General features: G+C 70.6%; 17 protein-coding genes. 8 read left to right on the top strand and 9 right to left on the bottom strand.

Going from position 1 to position 17,311, the window contains the following annotated elements:
- Nucleotides 1-66: 66 nt before the first annotated feature.
- From AB0M02_RS28050 to AB0M02_RS28060, 3 genes are read left to right on the top strand one after another with little or no spacing between them, the layout of a single operon-like run.
- Nucleotides 67-420 (top strand): RIP homotypic interaction motif-containing protein, encoded by a 354-nt coding sequence (locus tag AB0M02_RS28050; protein ID WP_364231885.1) that lies wholly within the window; start codon nucleotides 67-69, stop codon nucleotides 418-420.
- On the top strand, nucleotides 389-1,813 hold the full coding sequence (locus tag AB0M02_RS28055) for an NB-ARC domain-containing protein (protein WP_364231887.1): 1,425 nt from the start codon (nucleotides 389-391) through the stop codon (nucleotides 1,811-1,813). Before AB0M02_RS28050 ends, AB0M02_RS28055 begins: the two co-directional genes overlap by 32 nt.
- Entirely contained in the window at nucleotides 1,780-2,550 is a 771-nt protein-coding gene (locus AB0M02_RS28060) for a tetratricopeptide repeat protein (protein WP_364231890.1), read from the top strand. Before AB0M02_RS28055 ends, AB0M02_RS28060 begins: the two co-directional genes overlap by 34 nt.
- Here the strand turns inward: AB0M02_RS28060 and AB0M02_RS28065 are convergent.
- The 4 genes from AB0M02_RS28065 to AB0M02_RS28080 all read right to left on the bottom strand — a co-directional run bounded on the left by AB0M02_RS28065 (nucleotide 2,540) and on the right by AB0M02_RS28080 (nucleotide 7,462).
- A complete protein-coding gene (locus AB0M02_RS28065) occupies nucleotides 2,540-3,793 on the bottom strand; it encodes a hypothetical protein (protein ID WP_364231892.1) in 1,254 nt (417 codons plus the stop codon). The two genes, AB0M02_RS28060 and AB0M02_RS28065, sit on opposite strands and share 11 nt — an antisense overlap.
- 299 nt (nucleotides 3,794-4,092) lie before the next feature.
- Nucleotides 4,093-6,483: an FtsX-like permease family protein gene (locus AB0M02_RS28070; RefSeq protein ID WP_364231894.1), complete on the bottom strand. Its 2,391-nt coding sequence runs from the start codon at nucleotides 6,481-6,483 to the stop codon at nucleotides 4,093-4,095.
- On the bottom strand, nucleotides 6,480-6,785 hold the full coding sequence (locus AB0M02_RS28075) for a hypothetical protein (protein ID WP_364231896.1): 306 nt from the start codon (nucleotides 6,783-6,785) through the stop codon (nucleotides 6,480-6,482). Before AB0M02_RS28075 ends, AB0M02_RS28070 begins: the two co-directional genes overlap by 4 nt.
- Nucleotides 6,782-7,462, bottom strand: coding sequence for an ABC transporter ATP-binding protein (locus tag AB0M02_RS28080; protein ID WP_364231899.1), 681 nt, complete (start codon nucleotides 7,460-7,462; stop codon nucleotides 6,782-6,784). Before AB0M02_RS28080 ends, AB0M02_RS28075 begins: the two co-directional genes overlap by 4 nt.
- Before the next feature lie 160 nt (nucleotides 7,463-7,622).
- Here AB0M02_RS28080 and AB0M02_RS28085 point away from each other — a divergent pair, with 160 nt between their 5' ends.
- Both AB0M02_RS28085 and AB0M02_RS28090 read left to right on the top strand, forming a co-directional pair.
- On the top strand, nucleotides 7,623-8,915 hold the full coding sequence (locus AB0M02_RS28085) for a sensor histidine kinase (RefSeq protein ID WP_364231900.1): 1,293 nt from the start codon (nucleotides 7,623-7,625) through the stop codon (nucleotides 8,913-8,915).
- Complete coding sequence (locus AB0M02_RS28090; protein WP_364231902.1) at nucleotides 8,912-9,592, top strand: response regulator transcription factor; 681 nt, start codon at nucleotides 8,912-8,914, stop codon at nucleotides 9,590-9,592. Before AB0M02_RS28085 ends, AB0M02_RS28090 begins: the two co-directional genes overlap by 4 nt.
- 451 nt (nucleotides 9,593-10,043) lie before the next feature.
- On the opposite strand, the gene AB0M02_RS28095 is transcribed toward AB0M02_RS28090, so the two are convergent.
- The 3 genes from AB0M02_RS28095 to AB0M02_RS28105 form a co-directional block, all read right to left on the bottom strand.
- On the bottom strand, nucleotides 10,044-11,192 hold the full coding sequence (locus tag AB0M02_RS28095; RefSeq protein ID WP_364231903.1) for a hypothetical protein: 1,149 nt from the start codon (nucleotides 11,190-11,192) through the stop codon (nucleotides 10,044-10,046).
- Nucleotides 11,193-11,428: 236 nt separating this feature from the next.
- A complete protein-coding gene (locus AB0M02_RS28100; protein ID WP_364231905.1) occupies nucleotides 11,429-14,203 on the bottom strand; it encodes an Hsp70 family protein in 2,775 nt (924 codons plus the stop codon).
- Entirely contained in the window at nucleotides 14,196-14,528 is a 333-nt protein-coding gene (locus tag AB0M02_RS28105; RefSeq protein ID WP_364231906.1) for a hypothetical protein, read from the bottom strand. Before AB0M02_RS28105 ends, AB0M02_RS28100 begins: the two co-directional genes overlap by 8 nt.
- Before the next feature lie 61 nt (nucleotides 14,529-14,589).
- Here AB0M02_RS28105 and AB0M02_RS28110 point away from each other — a divergent pair, with 61 nt between their 5' ends.
- Both AB0M02_RS28110 and AB0M02_RS28115 read left to right on the top strand, forming a co-directional pair.
- Nucleotides 14,590-15,108, top strand: a complete 519-nt coding sequence (locus AB0M02_RS28110; RefSeq protein ID WP_364231908.1) for an isochorismatase family protein — start codon at nucleotides 14,590-14,592, stop codon at nucleotides 15,106-15,108.
- Nucleotides 15,108-15,392: an antibiotic biosynthesis monooxygenase family protein gene (locus AB0M02_RS28115; protein WP_364231910.1), complete on the top strand. Its 285-nt coding sequence runs from the start codon at nucleotides 15,108-15,110 to the stop codon at nucleotides 15,390-15,392. The genes AB0M02_RS28110 and AB0M02_RS28115 overlap by 1 nt, the downstream gene beginning before the upstream one ends.
- A gap of 28 nt (nucleotides 15,393-15,420) precedes the next feature.
- Here the strand turns inward: AB0M02_RS28115 and AB0M02_RS28120 are convergent, their stop codons facing one another.
- On the bottom strand, nucleotides 15,421-16,173 hold the full coding sequence (locus AB0M02_RS28120) for a trypsin-like serine protease (protein WP_364231913.1): 753 nt from the start codon (nucleotides 16,171-16,173) through the stop codon (nucleotides 15,421-15,423).
- A 56-nt stretch (nucleotides 16,174-16,229) separates the two neighbouring features.
- On the opposite strand from AB0M02_RS28120, the gene AB0M02_RS28125 reads away from it, so the two are divergent.
- Nucleotides 16,230-16,751 (top strand): carboxymuconolactone decarboxylase family protein, encoded by a 522-nt coding sequence (locus AB0M02_RS28125; protein WP_364231915.1) that lies wholly within the window; start codon nucleotides 16,230-16,232, stop codon nucleotides 16,749-16,751.
- Here AB0M02_RS28125 and AB0M02_RS28130 read toward each other — a convergent pair.
- The gene (locus AB0M02_RS28130) at nucleotides 16,746-17,282 is read right to left on the bottom strand and encodes a DUF1697 domain-containing protein (protein WP_364231917.1); all 537 of its coding nucleotides are present in this window, start codon (nucleotides 17,280-17,282) and stop codon (nucleotides 16,746-16,748) included. The two genes, AB0M02_RS28125 and AB0M02_RS28130, sit on opposite strands and share 6 nt — an antisense overlap.
- Nucleotides 17,283-17,311: the final 29 nt, after the last annotated feature.

Consider the following 17,311-nt stretch of genomic DNA (forward strand, 5'->3'; position numbering starts at 1 on the left):
GCTCTCGCTGCGGCTGTGATCGCCTGGGCGTGCCAGAATCGATGTCCCCGGCTACGGAAGGTGATCATGACTAATCTCGAGGTCATCCTGAAGGCGCTGGCGACCGGTGCGGGCGGTGGCAGCCGGGCCGTCGCCGAGGCGTATGCGGTGTTGCGGGAGACGTTGCGGGATCGGCTGTCCGGTCGGGAGTCGGCGCGGCAGGCGCTGGAGGCTGTCGAGACGTCGCCCGGCGTGTGGCAGCCCGCCCTGGGCGAGGAGGTCTCCACGGCAGGGGCCGACCGGGACGAGGAGGTGGTCGCCGCCGCCCAGCGGGTTCTCGACCTGTCCTCGGCCCCGGCTCCCCCGAAGTACCGAGTGGACGTGCGGAACTCGAAGGGCGTGCAGATCGGTGACCACAACACGCAGCACAACACCTTCTGACCCCGGCGACGCCCGGTCCTACACGGCCACCGGCACGCGGGGTGGCCAGTTCGGCGACCACAACCTGCAGCAGAACGTCTTCGTCGGTGGCCGCGCACCGGTCACGTTCCCGCACCTCGTCGCTCCACTGCCCCCGCTGGCTTCCGGGCGGCTGGATCGAGCCGCCGACGCCGCGCTGGAGTCCGCGGTGGCCGGCGGTGAAGCGACAGCCGTCGTCTGCCAGGTCGTCGCCGGCATGGGTGGCGTGGGCAAGACCCAGCTGGCCGCCGGCCTGGCACACCGCTGGTGGGCCGAGCGCAAGGTCGATCTGCTCGTCTGGGCGACGGCTGTCTCGCGTACCGGAGTGCAGGCCCGTTTCGCCCAGGCCGCCGCGGATGTGACCGGCTTCGAGGACCCGGACCCCGCGCACGGCGCCGAGCGCTTCCTGGCCTGGCTGGCCACCACCGGCCACTCCTGGCTGATCGTGCTCGACGACCTGGCCGACCCGGCCGAGATGCGTGGCCTGTGGCCGCCGCTGACGGCAGCCGGGCGGACCGTCGTCACCACCCGCCGCCGCGACGCCGCCCTGGTGGACGGGCGACGGCTGGTCAACGTCGGCGTCTTCACCGAGCGCGAGGCACTCGACTACCTGTCCGGCAAGCTCGGTGCCCGCCCCGAGAGCCTCGCTGAGGACGCCCAACTGGCACGCGACCTGGGCGGGCTGCCGCTCGCTCTGGCCCAGGCGGCGGCCTACATGCTGGATCAGAACCTGTCGTGTGCGGGCTACCGGCGCAGGCTCGCCAGGCGGCCGCTGCCCCGGCTGGCACCGCACCTTCTGCCTGACGGGCAGGAACTTCAGGTGGCCAACGCCTGGGCGCTGTCCCTGGAACTAGCCGACACCGTCACGGACGGCCTCGCCACTCCCCTGCTGCGCATCGGGTCCCTTCTGGACCCGAACGGAATCCCGCTGGGGATCTTCACCACCGAAGCCGCCGGCATGTACTGCGCCGATCATGTCGGCTCGGACGTCGCGGCCGACGACATCGAGGACGCGCTGCGAGCCCTGCACCGCCTCGGCCTGATCGAGGTGGAGGACACTCCCGACGAACTGGGCCCGGGCGCGGCGCGGGTGCACGCCCTGGTCCAGCGGGTGACACGCGACGCCGGCCCGGCCGCGACACAGGGGCAACTGGTGCGGCAGGCCGCCGATGCACTCACCGAGCTGTGGCCGAAGGTGGAACGCGGTTCGAGTCACGCCCAGTCCCTGCGGTCGAACACGGCCGTTCTCGCCTCCCATCCGGGCGACCATCTGTGGAGCGAGGAGGACGGCGCGCATCTCGCGCTTTTCCGGGCGGTCGGAGTCTGGGAGAGTCCGGCCTGGTGGCGGCCGCACGGGACTACTTCGCCGGACTGATGGCAACCGCACACGCCCTCCTCGGGCCGGAGCACGTCCACACCCTGCTCACACGCAACAACGCCGCCTACTGGAAGGGCGCGGCGGGCGACCCGGGCGGCGCGGCCGAAGCGTTCACCGAGCTCCTCCAAGACCGCATCCGCACCCTCGGCCCCGACCACCCCGACACCCTGCTCACCCGCAGCAACCTCGCGTCCTGGCGTGCCGAGGCAGGAGACAGTAGCGGCGCGGCCGAAGCGTTCGCCGAACTACTCCAAGACCGCATCCGCATCCTCGGCCCCGACCACCCCGACACGCTGATCACCCGGAGCAACCTCGCGTCCTGGCAGGCCGAGTCGGGTGATGTCACCGGCACGATCGGAGCGCTCGCCGAACTCCTCAAGGACCGCATCCGCATTCTCGGCCCCGACCACCCCGACACGCTGATCACCCGAAATAACCTGGCCCACGCGCGCGGGACGAACGAGGACGCAGCCGGTGCGGCCGCCGAGTACGCCGACCTGCTCCAGGACCACATCCGCATCCTCGGCCCCGACCACCCCGACACCCTGCTCACCCGGAGCAATCTGGCCTGGTTCCGAGGCCAGGCGGGCGACGCGGCGGGCGCGGCTGACGCGTTCGCGGAGCTGCTCCGGGACGAGCTTCGCATCCTCGGACCGGACCATCCGAACATCTCGGTCACCCGCTGGTCCATCGACCGCTGGCGCGAACAGGCACTCGACCCGCCTACTTCTTGACCAGGTTGCGGAGGGCCGCGACCGCCGCCCGGTCACTCACCTTCGAATAGATCTTCTTGTCCGGGCCGTACAGCACGAAGTACGGACACGCCTTGTCATCGCCCGCCATCGCCTTGTCGAGCAGCACCTTTCCGGTAGCCGCCTCGTAGACCCGCAGCCGCCAGCTCGCCTTCATGAGCGTGACGACCAGGCCCTTGGGATCGTCGTACTTGCAGCTCCGGATCTTGCCGCCCACCTTCACCCGGTCCAGGCAGGCGACCATCTGAACCTTGGCCGGCGACTCCGGAGCCCACGTGTTCTTGACCGAGTCGGAGAGCCCCTGGTCGAAGTAGTACGTACCGTTGCTGCTCCGGATCCCGTCACCGTCGTTGACCAGCAGCACGACCGGGTGCGGCGCCTTGCCCGTGCGCTTGGGCTGATCCGGGTAGTAGACGTTCTCGTCGCACACCCGGTTGAGGTCGAAGACCTTCTCCGCCGGGTAGGCGCTCGCCTCCGGCCCCTGCTCGGCCTCCTCGGTGACCTCCGGCTCACCACTGAGCGCCGGATCAGGCAACCCGCCGGCCTCGGGCGTGACGGGCCCGATGGCCGGCCGGCTCGACGTCGTGTCGTCCGACCGCAGCGCGAAGATACTGCCCACGGCCCCGATCCCGGCCACGATCACCAGCACACCGACGACGACCGCGGCGATCACCGCGGCCCGGCTGCGAGGCTTCCCCGCCGGCTGCCCGAACGGAGCTCCGTAGAGCGGCTGCCCATAAGGCGGCTGCCCCGCGCCGTAGGGCGGCTGCCCCGCGCCCGGCACGCCGTATGGTGGCTGTCCCGAGCCGGGCACCCCGTAGGCCGGCTGCCCCGAACCGGGCGCGCCGTAAGCCCCGGGCGGTCCATAAGCCCCAGCCGCACCGGGCGGTCCATAGGCCCCAGCGGCACCGGGCTGACCGGCACCGCCGTAACCCGGCTGACCCGGAACCCCGGCCCCACCGGCCGGCGGCCCATAGGGCGCCGGGAACGGCGGCGGAGCACTCACTCCCGGAGCGGCCGACGGATAGGCCGGCGGAAACGGCGGCGTCACCGCGGGCGCTCCGGACGCACCCGGCCCAGCCCCGAACGGCGCGGTCGCGGACGAACCCGGCCCAGCCCCGAACGGCGTGGTCGCACCCGGCCCAGCCCCGAACGGCGCGGCGTCGGACGGACCCGGCACCGCGCCGAACTGCGCCGTCGGCTCGGTGCCCGGAGCACCCGGCACCGACGATCCGACAGGCGGAGCCGGCGCGGTGGGCTCAGCCCCCGCCGTAGGCGCAGCCCACGGCGAAACCGGAGCACCGGCCGGATCCGCCGCCCCACCCGAGAGCGCATCCGCGATCGGCGGCTCAGAACCCCGCCCGCCCTCCGACTCGGGCACGCCCGAGCGTGTGACCTCCGGTTCCTCCCCGGTTCCAGTCATGTCGATCCTCCCCCGTAAACGCGAGGACCGACTGTATCGAAACCAGTCACAACGGTCCCCAGCAGGGCGGCAGCGTGCTTACCCCGTACCCCTGAAATTGATCACTCGGCCCGCAGGCTCGTCGCGGCCCGGCTGCGCGCCGCCCACCCGGCCGGGAGCAGTGCCCCCAGCGCGGCAAGCGCTATCCCCGCGGCGCCCAGCGCCGCGAGCCGCACCGGTGTGAACACGTCGAGGATCGACGCGGGCAGGGTGAGTCCAGCGGCCCCGGCCATGACCGGAAGTGCCCAGCCGTGCAGGAGCAGCCCCAGGGGTACGGCCAGAGCTCCCCCGATCGCACCCACCACCAGCATCGAGCACACCACCATGGCACGTACCTGTCCCGGCGTCATACCGACCGCCTTCAGCACGCCTATCTCGTGTGTCCGTTCCCGGGTGTTCAGCACCACGGTGTTGAGCACTCCCAGCCCCGCCACCGCCGTGAGCAGCAGTGTCAGCGTGGCGATCAGCCCGAGCATCACGGTGATCACCTCGTTCTCCTGGCTGTCCGCCCGGACCGCCACGCCACCGGGCACCCCGGCGGTTTCCAGTGCGGTCGTGAGCTTGTCGGCGTACGCATAAGGATCGACCCCCGCCTCCAGCCCGATCTCGACGCTCTGCGGCCGCGGATCCTTGACCAGCCCGTCCAGCGTCGCGACATCCATGATCACGACGGAGTCCGAGCCGTTGCTGAACACCTCCCCGACGATCGTGACCGTGCGGCGCCCCAGCTCCGTGGAGAGCGTGACCGTGTCACCGACCGAGGCACCTGTCTGCTTCAGCATGCGCGCACCGGCCACCACCTCGCCCGCCGACCGGTACCACCGGCCGGAGATCGGTGGATAACCGGTCCACGACGCCTCCCCGTCGTAGGCGCGCACCTCGAGCGGCTGTGTGGATCCCGCGACGTTGATGTCCTGCGACATCCGCGTCGCCACGTGTGCGGTTCCCTCCTGTGCCTCGACCACCTGTTTCACCGCGTCCGGGTCAGCCGCCGGAGGCGGACCGCCGGTGGCCGGAACGGCGTCGGGAGGTGCTCCGGCCTTCCCCGGCCCGGCGCCCGCGATCATCGGTCCGCCGATGCTGACGTCCACCGGCACCGCCTCGATCCGGTTGCCGGCGTCCGCGACCCGGGTGAGCGAGAGCGACAACCCGACCGCGAACACCACGGTCGTGATCCCGAGCAGCACCGCCACCACGGTCACCGCGGCTCGCGCCGGGCGGGCGAACGGCGTGGCCAGCCCGAAGCTCACCGGCCGAGGCAGCGCGGTCGCCGCCAGCGCGCGCCGGATCCGGAATCCGCGCCCGCTGCGGGGTGCCCGCCCGACCGCGATCGCCTGTGCGGCCGAGAACCGCCCGGCCCGCAGTGCCGGCCCGGCCGCGGCGGCCACGAGCAGCACGAACGCGCCGGCCAGCACCGCGAGATCAACCCAGATCGGGACCGTCGGCCGTCCGTTGGTCGCGAAGGCGGTCTCGGTCTGCCCGAGCAGCGGCATCGCCGCGAGGCGACCCACCACGACACCGATCAGGCAGGCCGGCACCCCGACGAGCAGTGCTTGCCCGGCATAGGCCCCGACCACCTGCCCCGGCGTGAACCCGAGCGCCTTCTGCACACCGATGGTCCGGAACCCGGTGACCACCGCACCGGCCACCACGTTGACCACGATCAGCACCGACATCACCAGCCCCAGCACGGCGAAGGCCACGATGAACGGCACGAACACCTTGATCCGCCCCTCCGCCTCCAGCTTGACCGCGAGGTAGCTGGTCGACCCGGTGACCGCGCCCGACGGCAGTCCCGCGGTCGCGGCGGCGAGCGAATCCTTGACCTCGGCGTCGGTGCCCGCCTCGGCAAACCGGTAGAGCATCTGGAACGACCCGCCCTGCAGCACGTCGGCCTGCTCCGGCCACACCCAGGCGGTGGCCGATCCGGTCGCCGACGAGGCGATCCCCACGACGGTCAGTTTCGGTCGCCCGGGCACGAGCACGGTGACCTCGTCGCCCACCTTCCACGCGTTCTGCGTCAGCCCCGCGGTGGCTCGGGACAGCACGATCTGTCCCGTCCCGGTGAGCCACTTACCGTCGCTGATCTCCAGCCGGTCCACCGAGGTGTCGGCCTCCGCGCGACCGACGATGGGCCCCGGCGGGCGACGCGGCCCACCCTTGTCGAGTTGGTTCTCCACCATTGCGTACGGGCCACCTGCCCCGATCACCCCCTCAGCAGAGGTGGTGGCGCTCAGCTGAGCAGCGTTCACCTTCGTGGCGTCGAACGCCACCGTCGCGTGGGCACCGCTCTGATTCCAGAAGGCCCGGTCGAACGGCTCACTCGACGCCACGAGCAGCCCCAGCGCCAGCACCGACGTCGCACTCGACAACAGCACCACCGCGAACACCACGAGACTCTGCAGCCTCCGCCGCCGCGCCGCCGCCCAGGCCGCCTTGACCACGGATCTCATGCGCCGCCCTCCTTCGACATTCCGGTCCGGCCCGCGCCCTCGATGCCGCCCTCCGTGATCGCCCGGTCGTCCACCGCCGCTCCCACAAAGCCGCCCAGGCCGCCCACCGTCGTGCTCACGAGGTCGCCCGCCGCCTGCCGCCTGACTCGGGCCCTCATGCCGGCGCGGGCCGTCGTGCCGGCGCGGGCCGTCGTACCAGCGCGGGCCGTCACGCCGGCGCGCGCGGTCATGGCGACGCGGGCGGACATGGCGACGCGGGCCGTCATGCCGGCGCGCGCGGTCATCGCGGCTCGGGCCGTCATGCCGGCACCTGCTCGGTGAGGCGCCCGTCGCGGACCTCGGCCGTCCGGGTCGCGCACTGCCGTGCAAGGTCCGGATCATGCGTGACCAGCAGGATCGTCTGGCCGCTGCGGCTCAGATCCTGCAGGATCCGCATGATCTGCTCGCCGGCCGCCGCGTCGACCGCGCCGGTGGGCTCGTCGGCCAGCAGCAGCGACGGCTGGTTGATCAGCGCCCGGGCCACCGCCACCCGCTGCCGTTCGCCGCCGGAGAGCCTCGACGGGTACGCATCGGCGCGCGCCGTCAGGCCCAGGCTGTCCAGCAGCTCGTCCGCCCGTGCCTGGGCGGCCCGCCGGTTGCCGCCCACCAGCTGCGCGGGCACCAGCACGTTGTCGCGCGCCGTCAGGTCCTCGAGAAGATGGAAGAACTGGAAGACGATCCCGATGCTGGCCCGCCGGAACCGGGCGAGCGCCTTCTCCGACAACCTGTTCAGCACCGTCCCGGCGACCTCCACCTCGCCGCTGGTCGGCCGGTCCAGGCCGGCGATCAGATTGAGCAGAGTGGACTTGCCACTGCCGGACGGGCCCATCACCGCGAGCGCCTCACCGCTCGCCACCGTCAGTCCCACATCCGCCAGGGCCGGCGGTCCGGCCGACTCGTACTGCTTGCCGACACCACGCAACCGCACCACGTCGCTCATGGCGTTCCCCCTTCCGTCGATTGCCGTCGACGCAGGACGCTAGGCCCGCCGGCACCGCGCCGTCGTCGGCCGAAAGAGGGCAATGCCGCGACCGCGTCATCCCCAGGTCGTACGCAGGATGATGGATGTCCCCAAGCCCTCCGCGCGGCAGAATGGGCGCGTGCTCCGGACGACGTTCACCCGCCTCACCGCGCTGTGGCGTGCCGGAAGACTGACTGTCTGGGCCGATGTCCTGCTGGTCGTCTTCCTCACCCTCGCCGCAGTGTCGCTGACCGGTGAGCGGGGTGACGTCCCCGCCCCGGCGATCCTCTGGCCGGGACCGCAGGACGGACAGGACGCACCGGCGGGCATCTTCTTCGCCGCCGAGCCGACGGAGCCCAAGGCCACGCTCCTCGCAGAGAATCTTCTGCTCACCGCCCCGCTGCTGCTGCGCAGGCGGTGGCCGCTCGCCGCCTTCGCCTTCCAGTTCCTCGCGTTCTCGGCGATCGACATCGAGGGCAACTTGGCGAACCTCTCGGCGCTGCTGATCGGCGCCTACTCCATGGCCGTCTACGGCAGGTCCGTCTGGCTCTCGATGGGCACACTCCTCACGGTCTGCCTGATAGTCGCGGTCCAGGACGAGAACACCTGGCCGAGCCTGCCCGGCTGGACCGGCGTGTTCGTGCTGCTGGTGCCGATCGGCCTGCTCGGTGTCGCGATCCGCGCCGCGCGCAGCCGTGCCCTGGCCTCCGAGCAGCGCGCCCGGGCCCTCGAGCGGGAGCAGCAGGCCGCCACCAGACTGGCCGTCGTGGAGGAGCGCGCCCGGATCGCGCGGGAGCTGCACGACGTGGTCAGCCATCACGTCAGCGTCATGACGATCCAGGCGGGTGCCGCCGGCAAGGTGCTCGACGCCCACCCGGAGATGGCCCGTGACGCGCTGGCGGCGGTCGAGTCCAGCGGCCGCGAGACCATGGCCGAGCTGCGGCAGCTGCTTGGTGTCCTCGCCCCGGGCCCCGACGACGACCTGCTGCATCCACAGCCTGGCCTCGACCAGTTGGAGCCGCTCGTCGACAAGGTGCGCAACGCCGGCCAGCCGATCACTCTCGACGTCACACCGGTGGTGTTGCCGCACGGTCTGGACCTCGCGGCGTTCCGGGTGGTGCAGGAGGGCCTGACCAACGCGCTGCGGCACGCACCCGGCGCGAAGACCGAGGTGACGGTCACGGTTGAGCCGTCCGGGACCGGAAAGGATCTTGTCGTGTCGGTGGTCAACGAGGCGCCGCCGCCGCGGGCGCGGCAACCGGCGAGCACCGGCGCCGGCTCCGGGCTGGTCGGGCTCACCGAGCGGCTGCGGGTCTACGGGGGGAAATTGGGGGCCGGCAGGCGGGTCGGTGGCGGCTTTCAGGTGTACGCGAGGATGCCCCTGCCCACGCCGGACACCACCATGCCGGCGCCCGGGGAGGACACCCCATGAGAGTGGTGATCGCCGACGACCAGGCGCTGGTCCGGACCGGCTTCACGATGATCCTGGCAGCCGAGGGCATCGAGGTCATCGGTCACGCCGCCAACGGCGAGGAGGCTGTCGCGGCGACCCGCCGGTTGCGCCCCGACGTGGTGCTCATGGACATTCGCATGCCCGGCATGGACGGCCTCGAGGCGACCCGCCGGATCCTCGCCGACGCCCCGCACACCGCAGCCGGCGACCCGGTCCGCGTGGTAATCCTGACAACCTTCGACCTGGATCAATATGTCTATGCGGCACTGACCGCCGGCGCCAGCGGCTTCCTCCTCAAGGACGTAACTCCCGACCACCTGATCCACGCCGTCCGCCTGGTCCGCGACGGCGACGCCCTGCTGGCCCCGTCGATCACCCGCCGCCTCGTCGAGCGCTTCACCACCGCCGACCCCGACCGCGCCGCCCAGCACCGCGACCTGGCCGGCCTGACCCCCCGAGAACGCGAGGTGCTGACCCTCCTCGCCGGCGGCCTGAGCAATCTGGAGCTGGCCACCGCCCTGCAACTGAGCGAGGCAACCGTAAAAACCCACGTAACCCGAATCCTCACCAAACTCAACCTGCGCGACCGCGTCCAGGCCGTCGTCGTCGCCTACGAGACAGGCCTGGTCACCCCAGGAGCCCACCGCCCCAACTAGCCAACCGCCCCGCCGGGTCGGCGGGCGGCGGTGGCAGAGGGCGTTGCCTGACTGCGGGCTGACCGAGACGGCGGGCTGACCCAGACAGCGGGCGGCTGACCGAGACGGCGGCCGGGACACCGGGCGGGCTGACCGGGACTGCGGGCTGAGCGGGACGGCGGCCGAGACACCGGGCGGGCTGACCGAGACGGCGGGCTGACCGAGACGGCGGCTGAGACAGCGGGCGGCTGAGCGAGACGGCGGCCGGGTCACCGGGCGGGCTGACCGAGACGGCGGGCTGAGCGGGACGGCGGCCGGGTCACCGGGCGGGCTGAGCGGGACGGCGGGCTGAGCGGGACGGCGGCCGGGACGGTGGGCGGGGTGACCGGGACCGGTGGGTGGCCCGGGACGGTGCCCGGCGGCCCGTGGTGGGGCCGCCGGGATCTAGTTTGGTGGTGGGGCTGGGGTGGGTTCAGCACCAGGTCAGGGTGGAGTTGACTCGGGTTACGTTGGTTACCGTGTTGCCGGAGCCGGTGCAGGGGCTCCAGCGGATGTTGGTGTTGCTGACTGTCAGGTTCTGGAATCTGATGTTGGAGGACGGGGAGAATTCTGTGCGGGAGGAGATTCGGACCTCGCCGCCTCCGTTGATGGTGCCGGAGGCGTTGGCGATTACGCCGTTGTAGCAGTTCTCGATCAGGACGGCGTTGTTGCCGGTGTTGGCGATGTCGACGCGGTCGATGGTGAAGCCGCCGCTCTCGGAGACGCAGAAGATGCCTCGGCCGCCGCCTCGGGCCTTCACCGTGCCGACGCGGATGTTGGTGTTGTAGCTGCTACCGATGCGCCCGTTGCGGTTCGCCATCCGGAACGCCGCGTAGCCGGTTCCGGTGCCCGCGTTCTCCGCGTCGACCGTACCGACCGTTGCGTTGATCGTCTGGTTGAGGAGCAGGCCGGACTCGCCGACGCTGCGGGCGGTGACCGTGCCGATCGTGATGCCGTCCACGCCGTACGTCTCGACCGCGTGGGAGCTGGCGCCGGAGACGTAGACGGTGCCGATGCGGATGTTCTTGCTCATCACCGCGGTGTTGCCGTAGTTGTCGATGCGCACGCCCAGGCCGCGGGACAGGCGCATGTCGATCACGCCGAGGGTCAGGTTGTTCACGCTGCGGGCGAAGATGCCGTACAGCGGTGCGCCGGTGACGTTGAGGTGGGCCACCTCGACGTCGGTGGTGCCGCGCGAATAGATGGGCGCCTGGTCGCCCGAGCCGCTGCCGGTCACGTTGATCGTGCCGCAGACGTCGATGAGGGTGTAGCTCGGCAGTGAGATCCGCGAGCCCGCGCTGATCGAGCCCGATCCACGGACCAGCACGTTCTGTTTCGAGGTGCGGCCGGCGGAGAGGGCACCGATCGCCGCTTGCACGGCGGCGCGCATGTCCGTTCCGCTGTAGACGCTGGATCCGGCACTGTTGCGTGCCGTCCAGGTGCTTCCGCTGAGTGTCGCCTGGGCCTGGTAGCTGAGCGCGCCGCAGTCCGCGGCCGACGCCTGTCCTACGCCGAGAGCGACGCCGCCACCGGCGACCGCGAGGGTCGAGACGGCGAGCAGGCAGGTACGCCAACGTTTCATCGAAGGTCTCCTGTGGGGGAACAAGGGACGGAAATGAGGGGACGGAGGCGACCCCGGCTGGGGATTTCCGGAGGCCGCCCAATTCGTCACAGCTTGGAACCTGTCAAGGCCTCATGTCAATGACCCTCATCGATTGAATGTCACCGTTGACGTGCCGATGACCGTTGCGCATGGAAATTCGAGGAACAGCGAAACAGGCAACAATGTGAAACGTTCCAGGAGGGAAGGACGAGGATCTAGCCCTGGTAGGTGCCCACCCTCAGCAGCCGAACGGCGTCCGCCGCGGCGGCCGTGAGCGACTCAGCCTTCTGGACGGGCACGTCGACGGCCCGTTCGAGTCTCGCCGCGAACTCGGCGTGGCTCGGCAACGACGACGCCGTCCTGGTGAGGCATTCGATGGCGGTCTCCGCGTCACCCCGGCTGAGGCGGATGGGGAGGAAGGCGGAAACCGCGGACAGGTAGAACTCCGCCGCCTCTTCGGGACGGCCGGCGTGGACAGCCATGTGCCCGCCGGCCAGAAATGCCTCGCCGGGCGACACGTCACGCGCGTAGGTGCCGTTCCGGATGGCCTCCATGTCGGCGTCCAGGTCGACCGTCTCCAGGCTCATCGCGGCGGCGGGGTCCGGCGGTTCGCCGATCTGCCGCAGCGGATGGACCGTCCATCCGTCGAGGACCCGCCTGACGCGCTGGACGAATTTCATGCTCCCCCGCCGGTGATAGAGGTGGCTGAGCTGAACGTCATGAAGGTGGCGGTTCGTCATGTCCTCGACGAGCACGCTGAACACGTTCCGGTGGTCCAGGTGGAACTCGATCGCCACGTCCACCTCGGAACCGGCGGCCGGCACCTCCAACTCACCGATCGTGAGATGCTCCGGTGCGGCGCCCGGCCGCACGGCGGAGAGTCGCGAGCGTTCGACGACTTCGATTCGCAGCGGTTCGTCCGCACGGCCGGCGAAGCTGACGACCTCGGAACGCATCGCCGGGATGGTCGACGATCGTTCGACGAGCGTCACCAGTTCGGAACCGCCGCGCCCGTCCTTGGCGGCGCGCAGACCGTGTTCCGTCTCTCCCGCCGGGGTGTACCGGAAACCCAGTCCGCGATGGGTCAGATCGAGCAGGAGCGCGCTGCCCTCCACGCCGCTCACCATGCGGGACTGCCGCGCCAGGCCCAGCACGACCGCGGTCTCCTGGTACGTCGACTCGACCGCGACCTGGGGAAACAGCTTGGCGAGCTCCTCCCGTACCGTAAAGATCTTGGCTCCTTGACCGGCGAGAAGGATCAGATCCAGGTCGGTGGAACGGATCGCGGCGTCGTCCAGTGCGAAACCGATCGTCTCGACGATCAAGGTGGTCAGATGCTCGGTGACCGCGCGGAACGTCGCCCGGTCGACAACGACCTCGTGATCGCGGAAACCACCGTGCCCGTCCTCGATGTCGGGCAACCGGATCGTGGTGGACTCGTGGTCGCCCAGCGAGCGTTTGGCCCGTTCCGCCTCCTGGCGCAGCAGCGGCCGCAGTTCACCGGAGATGTGCAGTCCCCGGAGCTGTTTCATCGCGTGTTCGGCCAGCGCCGTGTCGAAGTCCAGGCCGCCGACGTCGTTGTTGCCGGCCACCGACTTGATCTCGTAGACGTCGTCGCCGATCTCCACCAGGGCGACGTCGAATGTCCCGCCGCCCAGATCGACGACCAGGACCGTACCCTCCCAGTCGGACCCGTTCTCGACGGTCAGGGCCGCCATGTTCGGCTCGCCGTGCATCCGGTCGAGCTCGAGGCCGGCGAGCTGGAAGGCTTTCTGCAGAACGTTGTTCTGGGCGATCCCGAAGTTCGCCGGATAGGACGCGATGCACTTTCCGACCGGCACGCCGAGGAAGTCCTCCGCGTTGTTCTTCAGGTGCCGGATCACCAGGCCGGCGATCAGCTCGGGCGACAGGCTGCGCCCCTGGATCTCCACCGCCGCGTCGGTGCCCAGCACTCGTTTGACCTCACGTACCGAACTCAGCGGATGGTCCCGTTCCGCCGCCAGTGCCGCCCAGCCCGCGTAGTAGTCGAGGTCCTCGGTGAACGTCACCACCGACGGCACGAGAGTCCGGCCCTGCGGCGACGGGATGAGTTTCACCGTGCCGTCCGGAAGGCAGACCGACGCGGCGCTGTAACTCGTACCGAAGTCGATCGCGAGCATCGGCGCCTCGGAGAGCGGCACCGCTGTGGCGGCCAGCCGCTGAGCCCGCCGTTCCTGTCCCACCTTTCCGGACGACGACCACTCGTTGCGCTTGCGATCGGAGACCACGCTCAGTGACTGGATGCCGAGCGGCTCCACCCGCGTGTAACTGTGCTGCCACGGCTTGCGGCAGGCCGCCGAGATGTCGGGCAGTGTCCGAACCAGATATCTGTCCAGCTCGTAGATCGTGGTGCACCTGCCGCTCTCGCCGAGCGCCAGGCAGAGCGCCTCGGTGAAGACGCCCGCCCGCAGATCGTCGGACTCGTAGGACCGTTCACCGGGCTTGCACGAGCAGAACGAGACCATCCCCGGCGGGCGGATGGCCGCCACGTCGATCGGCGTCACCTCGGTACCGGCCGACTTGCCGCCCTCGACGGCGGCCCGGCAGGCGTCCAGGAACAGCAGGATGTTCTGTGCGCCGGACTTGCGGAGCATCCGCAGCACGAGGTCGAACCGGATCGAGGTGTCGGGCAGGGCACCGGCCACGCAGTCGGCCGGGATCAGGAAATCGGTCTCGTCCTCGGGTGACCGGAAGCCGTGGCCGCTGAAGTACAGCGCCACCGTCCGCGGGCCGCGCCGCTCCAGCGTGGCGAGACGCCGCACGATCGCCGCGCGGGTCGGCAGCGAGTCCGGGGCGAGCCCGTCGTGCAGGAGCGCGATGTTCTCCGCCGGCGTGCCGATGCCGGTCAGCGTTGCCGCGAACCGCTCCGCGTCCCGGTGCGCCCAGCGCAGGTCGGCGATGTCGGGATCCTCGTACCCCGAACAGCCGATGACGATCGCGGCGTCAATCATCGGCGGCCCTGCGCCGGAAGCACAGTTTCAGACCGCCCTTCACCTCACTGGACGCCGACCCGATGAGGCGTATCTCGCCCTTCGCCGTCACCTCGACGTTCAGTTCGAGACTGTCGAGTTCGTACTGCCCCACGGCGACGGCTGCGGAGTCGACCGCCACGGCGATGTCACGGCAGAAGTTCTGCAGGTTGGCGGCGAGCCTGGTGGTGTCGAGCAGCCCGGCACCCTCCACCTTTCTGCGGGCGGTGTCGAAGAGTCCCTTGGAACCGGCGACCTCCTCGAACTCGGTCCAGGTGAACTGCACGGTGCCGTCCGGCTGAGCCATCCGGGGATTATCGCACCGGGCCGGGCGGCCGGACGGCGCACACGCAGGCGAGGATGGCGGGATGACCATCGCTGTCTCGCGTACCGCGCTCATCGTCGTGGATCTCATGCCCAGGCTCGTGGAGCAGGACCTCGGTCCGCACCGCGGCGCCGACGTGGTGGAACGGTCGTCGCGGCTGGTGACCGCCTGGCGCACGGCGGGCGCGACCGTTGTGCTGGTCAGGGTCGAGCGCCCGAACGTGGACGTCCAGCCGCCGGGCAGCGGCTTCGTCCCGGAGATGGAACCGCGGGACGGCGACGTGGTGATCGTGAAGCGGACGATCGGCGCGTTCTACGGAACCGGGCTGGACGCGGCGCTGCGCTCCCGCGAGATCGACACCGTGGTGATGGCCGGTATCGCCACCACCATGGGCGTCGAGTCGACGGCACGGGCCGCTTCCGACCACGGGTATGACGTAATCTTCGCCTCCGACGCGATGACCGGCGTGACGGCGCAGGAGCACGAGCACGCCCTGTCCGTGGTCCTGCCGCGTTTCGGCGAGGTCGTGACCACCGCCCAGATCCTGAGGAGGACAACCTAGTGATCATCATTGCCGGAGCGCTGCACGTCTCCCCCGCCGACCGCGACGCATACCTCGCGGCCGTGGGGGACGTGACCCGCCTGGCTCGCGAGGCACCCGGCTGCCTCGACTTCGTACAGGCCGCGGACCCCCTCGACGCCGGCCGCGTCAACGTCTACGAACGCTGGGAGTCCGACGAGGCCCTCTTGACGTTCCGCAACGCGGGCGGCCCCGAGCTGGAGACCCCGCCCCTGCTCGGAGCCGACGTGAGCAAGTACCGCGTCGCTTCCGTAGAACAGCCCTGATCGGTGTCAGCCGACCGCGAACACCTGGTCAGCGGATCACACTTTTGATCCATGAGGTCAGGTTGTCGGTGCGGGCGGCGTTCTCGACCAGGGTGTGCGGGCAGGAGGGCCCGTTGCTCACCAGCGCGGTCAGGGTCGGGCCGCTCCGCCAGGACTCGGTGAAGAAGGGGCCGCCCGAGTCGTAGGGGCACGGCGTCGTGTCAGCCTGCGGTGCGTGACCGGAGAGACCGACCACCGAGTCGGTGAGGGAGACGACCTTCATCTGGCCGGTGCGCAGGCGCGACTCCGGGACCGGGCTGACGCTGGTGACCGAGCCGTAGCCGGTCACGCGCAGAACCTGGCCGGCCTCGGGGGCGTGCCGGGCCAGCCGGATGGGGCGGATGTCGCGGATCGGGCGCTCCAGGCGGGCCAGCGAGACGTCCGCCGTGGTGGACTGGCGGACGGCAACGATCTTGACCTCGTGACCGCCGGTGCCGGACAGGTCGGTGCGGCCCACCGTGGCCGTGGTCAGGTCGGCCACCGGGTATTCGACGCGCACACCGTTGGCGTCGCGGAAGCAGTGTCCGGCGGTGATCACCCACCACGGGCTGACCAGCGCTCCCGAGCAGGCGCTGTTGCGTCTGCCGCCGGTCGAGGTCGGGATACCGGTCATGGTGAGCTTGACCGAGAAGCGGTACTTGCCGTCCGGCACCGGCTCGCCGTTGGCGATCGCGAACGCCGGGCCCGGCAGCCCGAACGTCACGGCAAGGATCATGATCAGTACAGCGGTCGCTCGTCGCATCCGTTCGACCATAGTCGTGTGTGGACATCCACGCATGCGCATGGTCCGCTGTCAGGGTGCCGCACATTCCCCTGCCGCCCCTGCCCGGGATCGCCGGGCTCCTGGCCGCCCACCCGGACACCGCCGGAGCGCTCAACAATCTCGCGGAGACCCTGCTGCGTGGACCTTCGCCGCTCACACCCGCCGAGCGGGAGACCATTGCGGCGTACGTGTCCCGCCGCAACGACTGCACCTTCTGCGCCGAGACCCACGGGGCCGTCGCCCGTCGGCTGAGCAGCGACTACGACGAAGTCCTGGCGGGCGACGACGACGCCGCCGGCCCGAGGATGCGAGCCCTCCTGGCGATCGCCGACCGGGTACGCGTCGACGGCCGCGCCGTCTCACCCCACGACATAGCCGAGGCCCGCGCCGCCGGCGCCGACGACCGCACCATCCACGACACGGTCCTGATCGCCGCCGCCTTCTGCATGTTCAACCGCTACGTCGACGGCCTGGCCACCACCACACCCGACGACCCCGCCCTGTACGACCAGCGCGCCCGCCACCTGGCCGAACACGGCTACCTGCGCAGGTCATGACCTCACGCAACGGTCCAGCAGAGCGAGCAGCTTCTCGACAGTGTTCCAGTTGCGCACGGTCACCGGCGGGCCACCCTTGATCCTGCCGAGGGCCTTCATGAGCGGGCTGTTCATCTGGCCGTCCGGCAGCCAGAGGTACATCTCCGAGCCGGACACGACGTAACGCTCCGGTTCCCAGTCGGCGGGTGGGAGCGGGTCGGTCGCCGGCTCCGCCGAGAAGGCTACGACATATCGTGACTTGTCCGATGCTACGGAGCCCAGCGGGTCCAGCGCCACGACGGCGGCGATCTCGGCGCGACTGCGAATGATCACCTCGATCGGCATGTCGAAGCGGGATGACAGTTCGGCGGAGAGGGAGGACGAAAGGGATGAAGGGCGCGACGAGGACGTCAGGACCACGTTGCCGCTCTGCAGCAGTGTGCTGACTTCCGCGTACCCCTGCTCGGTCAGGAAATCCCGCAGCTCGGGCATTCCCACCCGGCGTGACCGGCCGAGATTGATGCCGCGCAGCAGGGCCGCGTAGCGGGCCATGCGTTCCTCCGACGACTGAAACGGATCAC

It is taken from the genome of Actinoplanes sp. NPDC051861, from assembly GCF_040681145.1.
In the GTDB taxonomy this organism is placed as follows: Bacteria; Actinomycetota; Actinomycetes; order Mycobacteriales; family Micromonosporaceae; genus Actinoplanes.

Coding starts and splice junctions, on each gene's coding strand:
- AB0M02_RS28050 (WP_364231885.1), top strand. CDS start 67: ATGACTAATCTCGAGGTCATCCTGAAGGCGCTGGCGACCGGTGCGGGC.
- AB0M02_RS28070 (WP_364231894.1), bottom strand. CDS start 6,483: ATGAGATCCGTGGTCAAGGCGGCCTGGGCGGCGGCGCGGCGGCGGAGG.
- AB0M02_RS28075 (WP_364231896.1), bottom strand. CDS start 6,785: ATGACGGCCCGAGCCGCGATGACCGCGCGCGCCGGCATGACGGCCCGC.
- AB0M02_RS28080 (WP_364231899.1), bottom strand. CDS start 7,462: ATGAGCGACGTGGTGCGGTTGCGTGGTGTCGGCAAGCAGTACGAGTCG.
- AB0M02_RS28090 (WP_364231902.1), top strand. CDS start 8,912: ATGAGAGTGGTGATCGCCGACGACCAGGCGCTGGTCCGGACCGGCTTC.
- AB0M02_RS28095 (WP_364231903.1), bottom strand. CDS start 11,192: ATGAAACGTTGGCGTACCTGCCTGCTCGCCGTCTCGACCCTCGCGGTC.
- AB0M02_RS28100 (WP_364231905.1), bottom strand. CDS start 14,203: ATGATTGACGCCGCGATCGTCATCGGCTGTTCGGGGTACGAGGATCCC.
- AB0M02_RS28105 (WP_364231906.1), bottom strand. CDS start 14,528: ATGGCTCAGCCGGACGGCACCGTGCAGTTCACCTGGACCGAGTTCGAG.
- AB0M02_RS28110 (WP_364231908.1), top strand. CDS start 14,590: ATGACCATCGCTGTCTCGCGTACCGCGCTCATCGTCGTGGATCTCATG.
- AB0M02_RS28120 (WP_364231913.1), bottom strand. CDS start 16,173: ATGCGACGAGCGACCGCTGTACTGATCATGATCCTTGCCGTGACGTTC.
- AB0M02_RS28130 (WP_364231917.1), bottom strand. CDS start 17,282: ATGGCCCGCTACGCGGCCCTGCTGCGCGGCATCAATCTCGGCCGGTCA.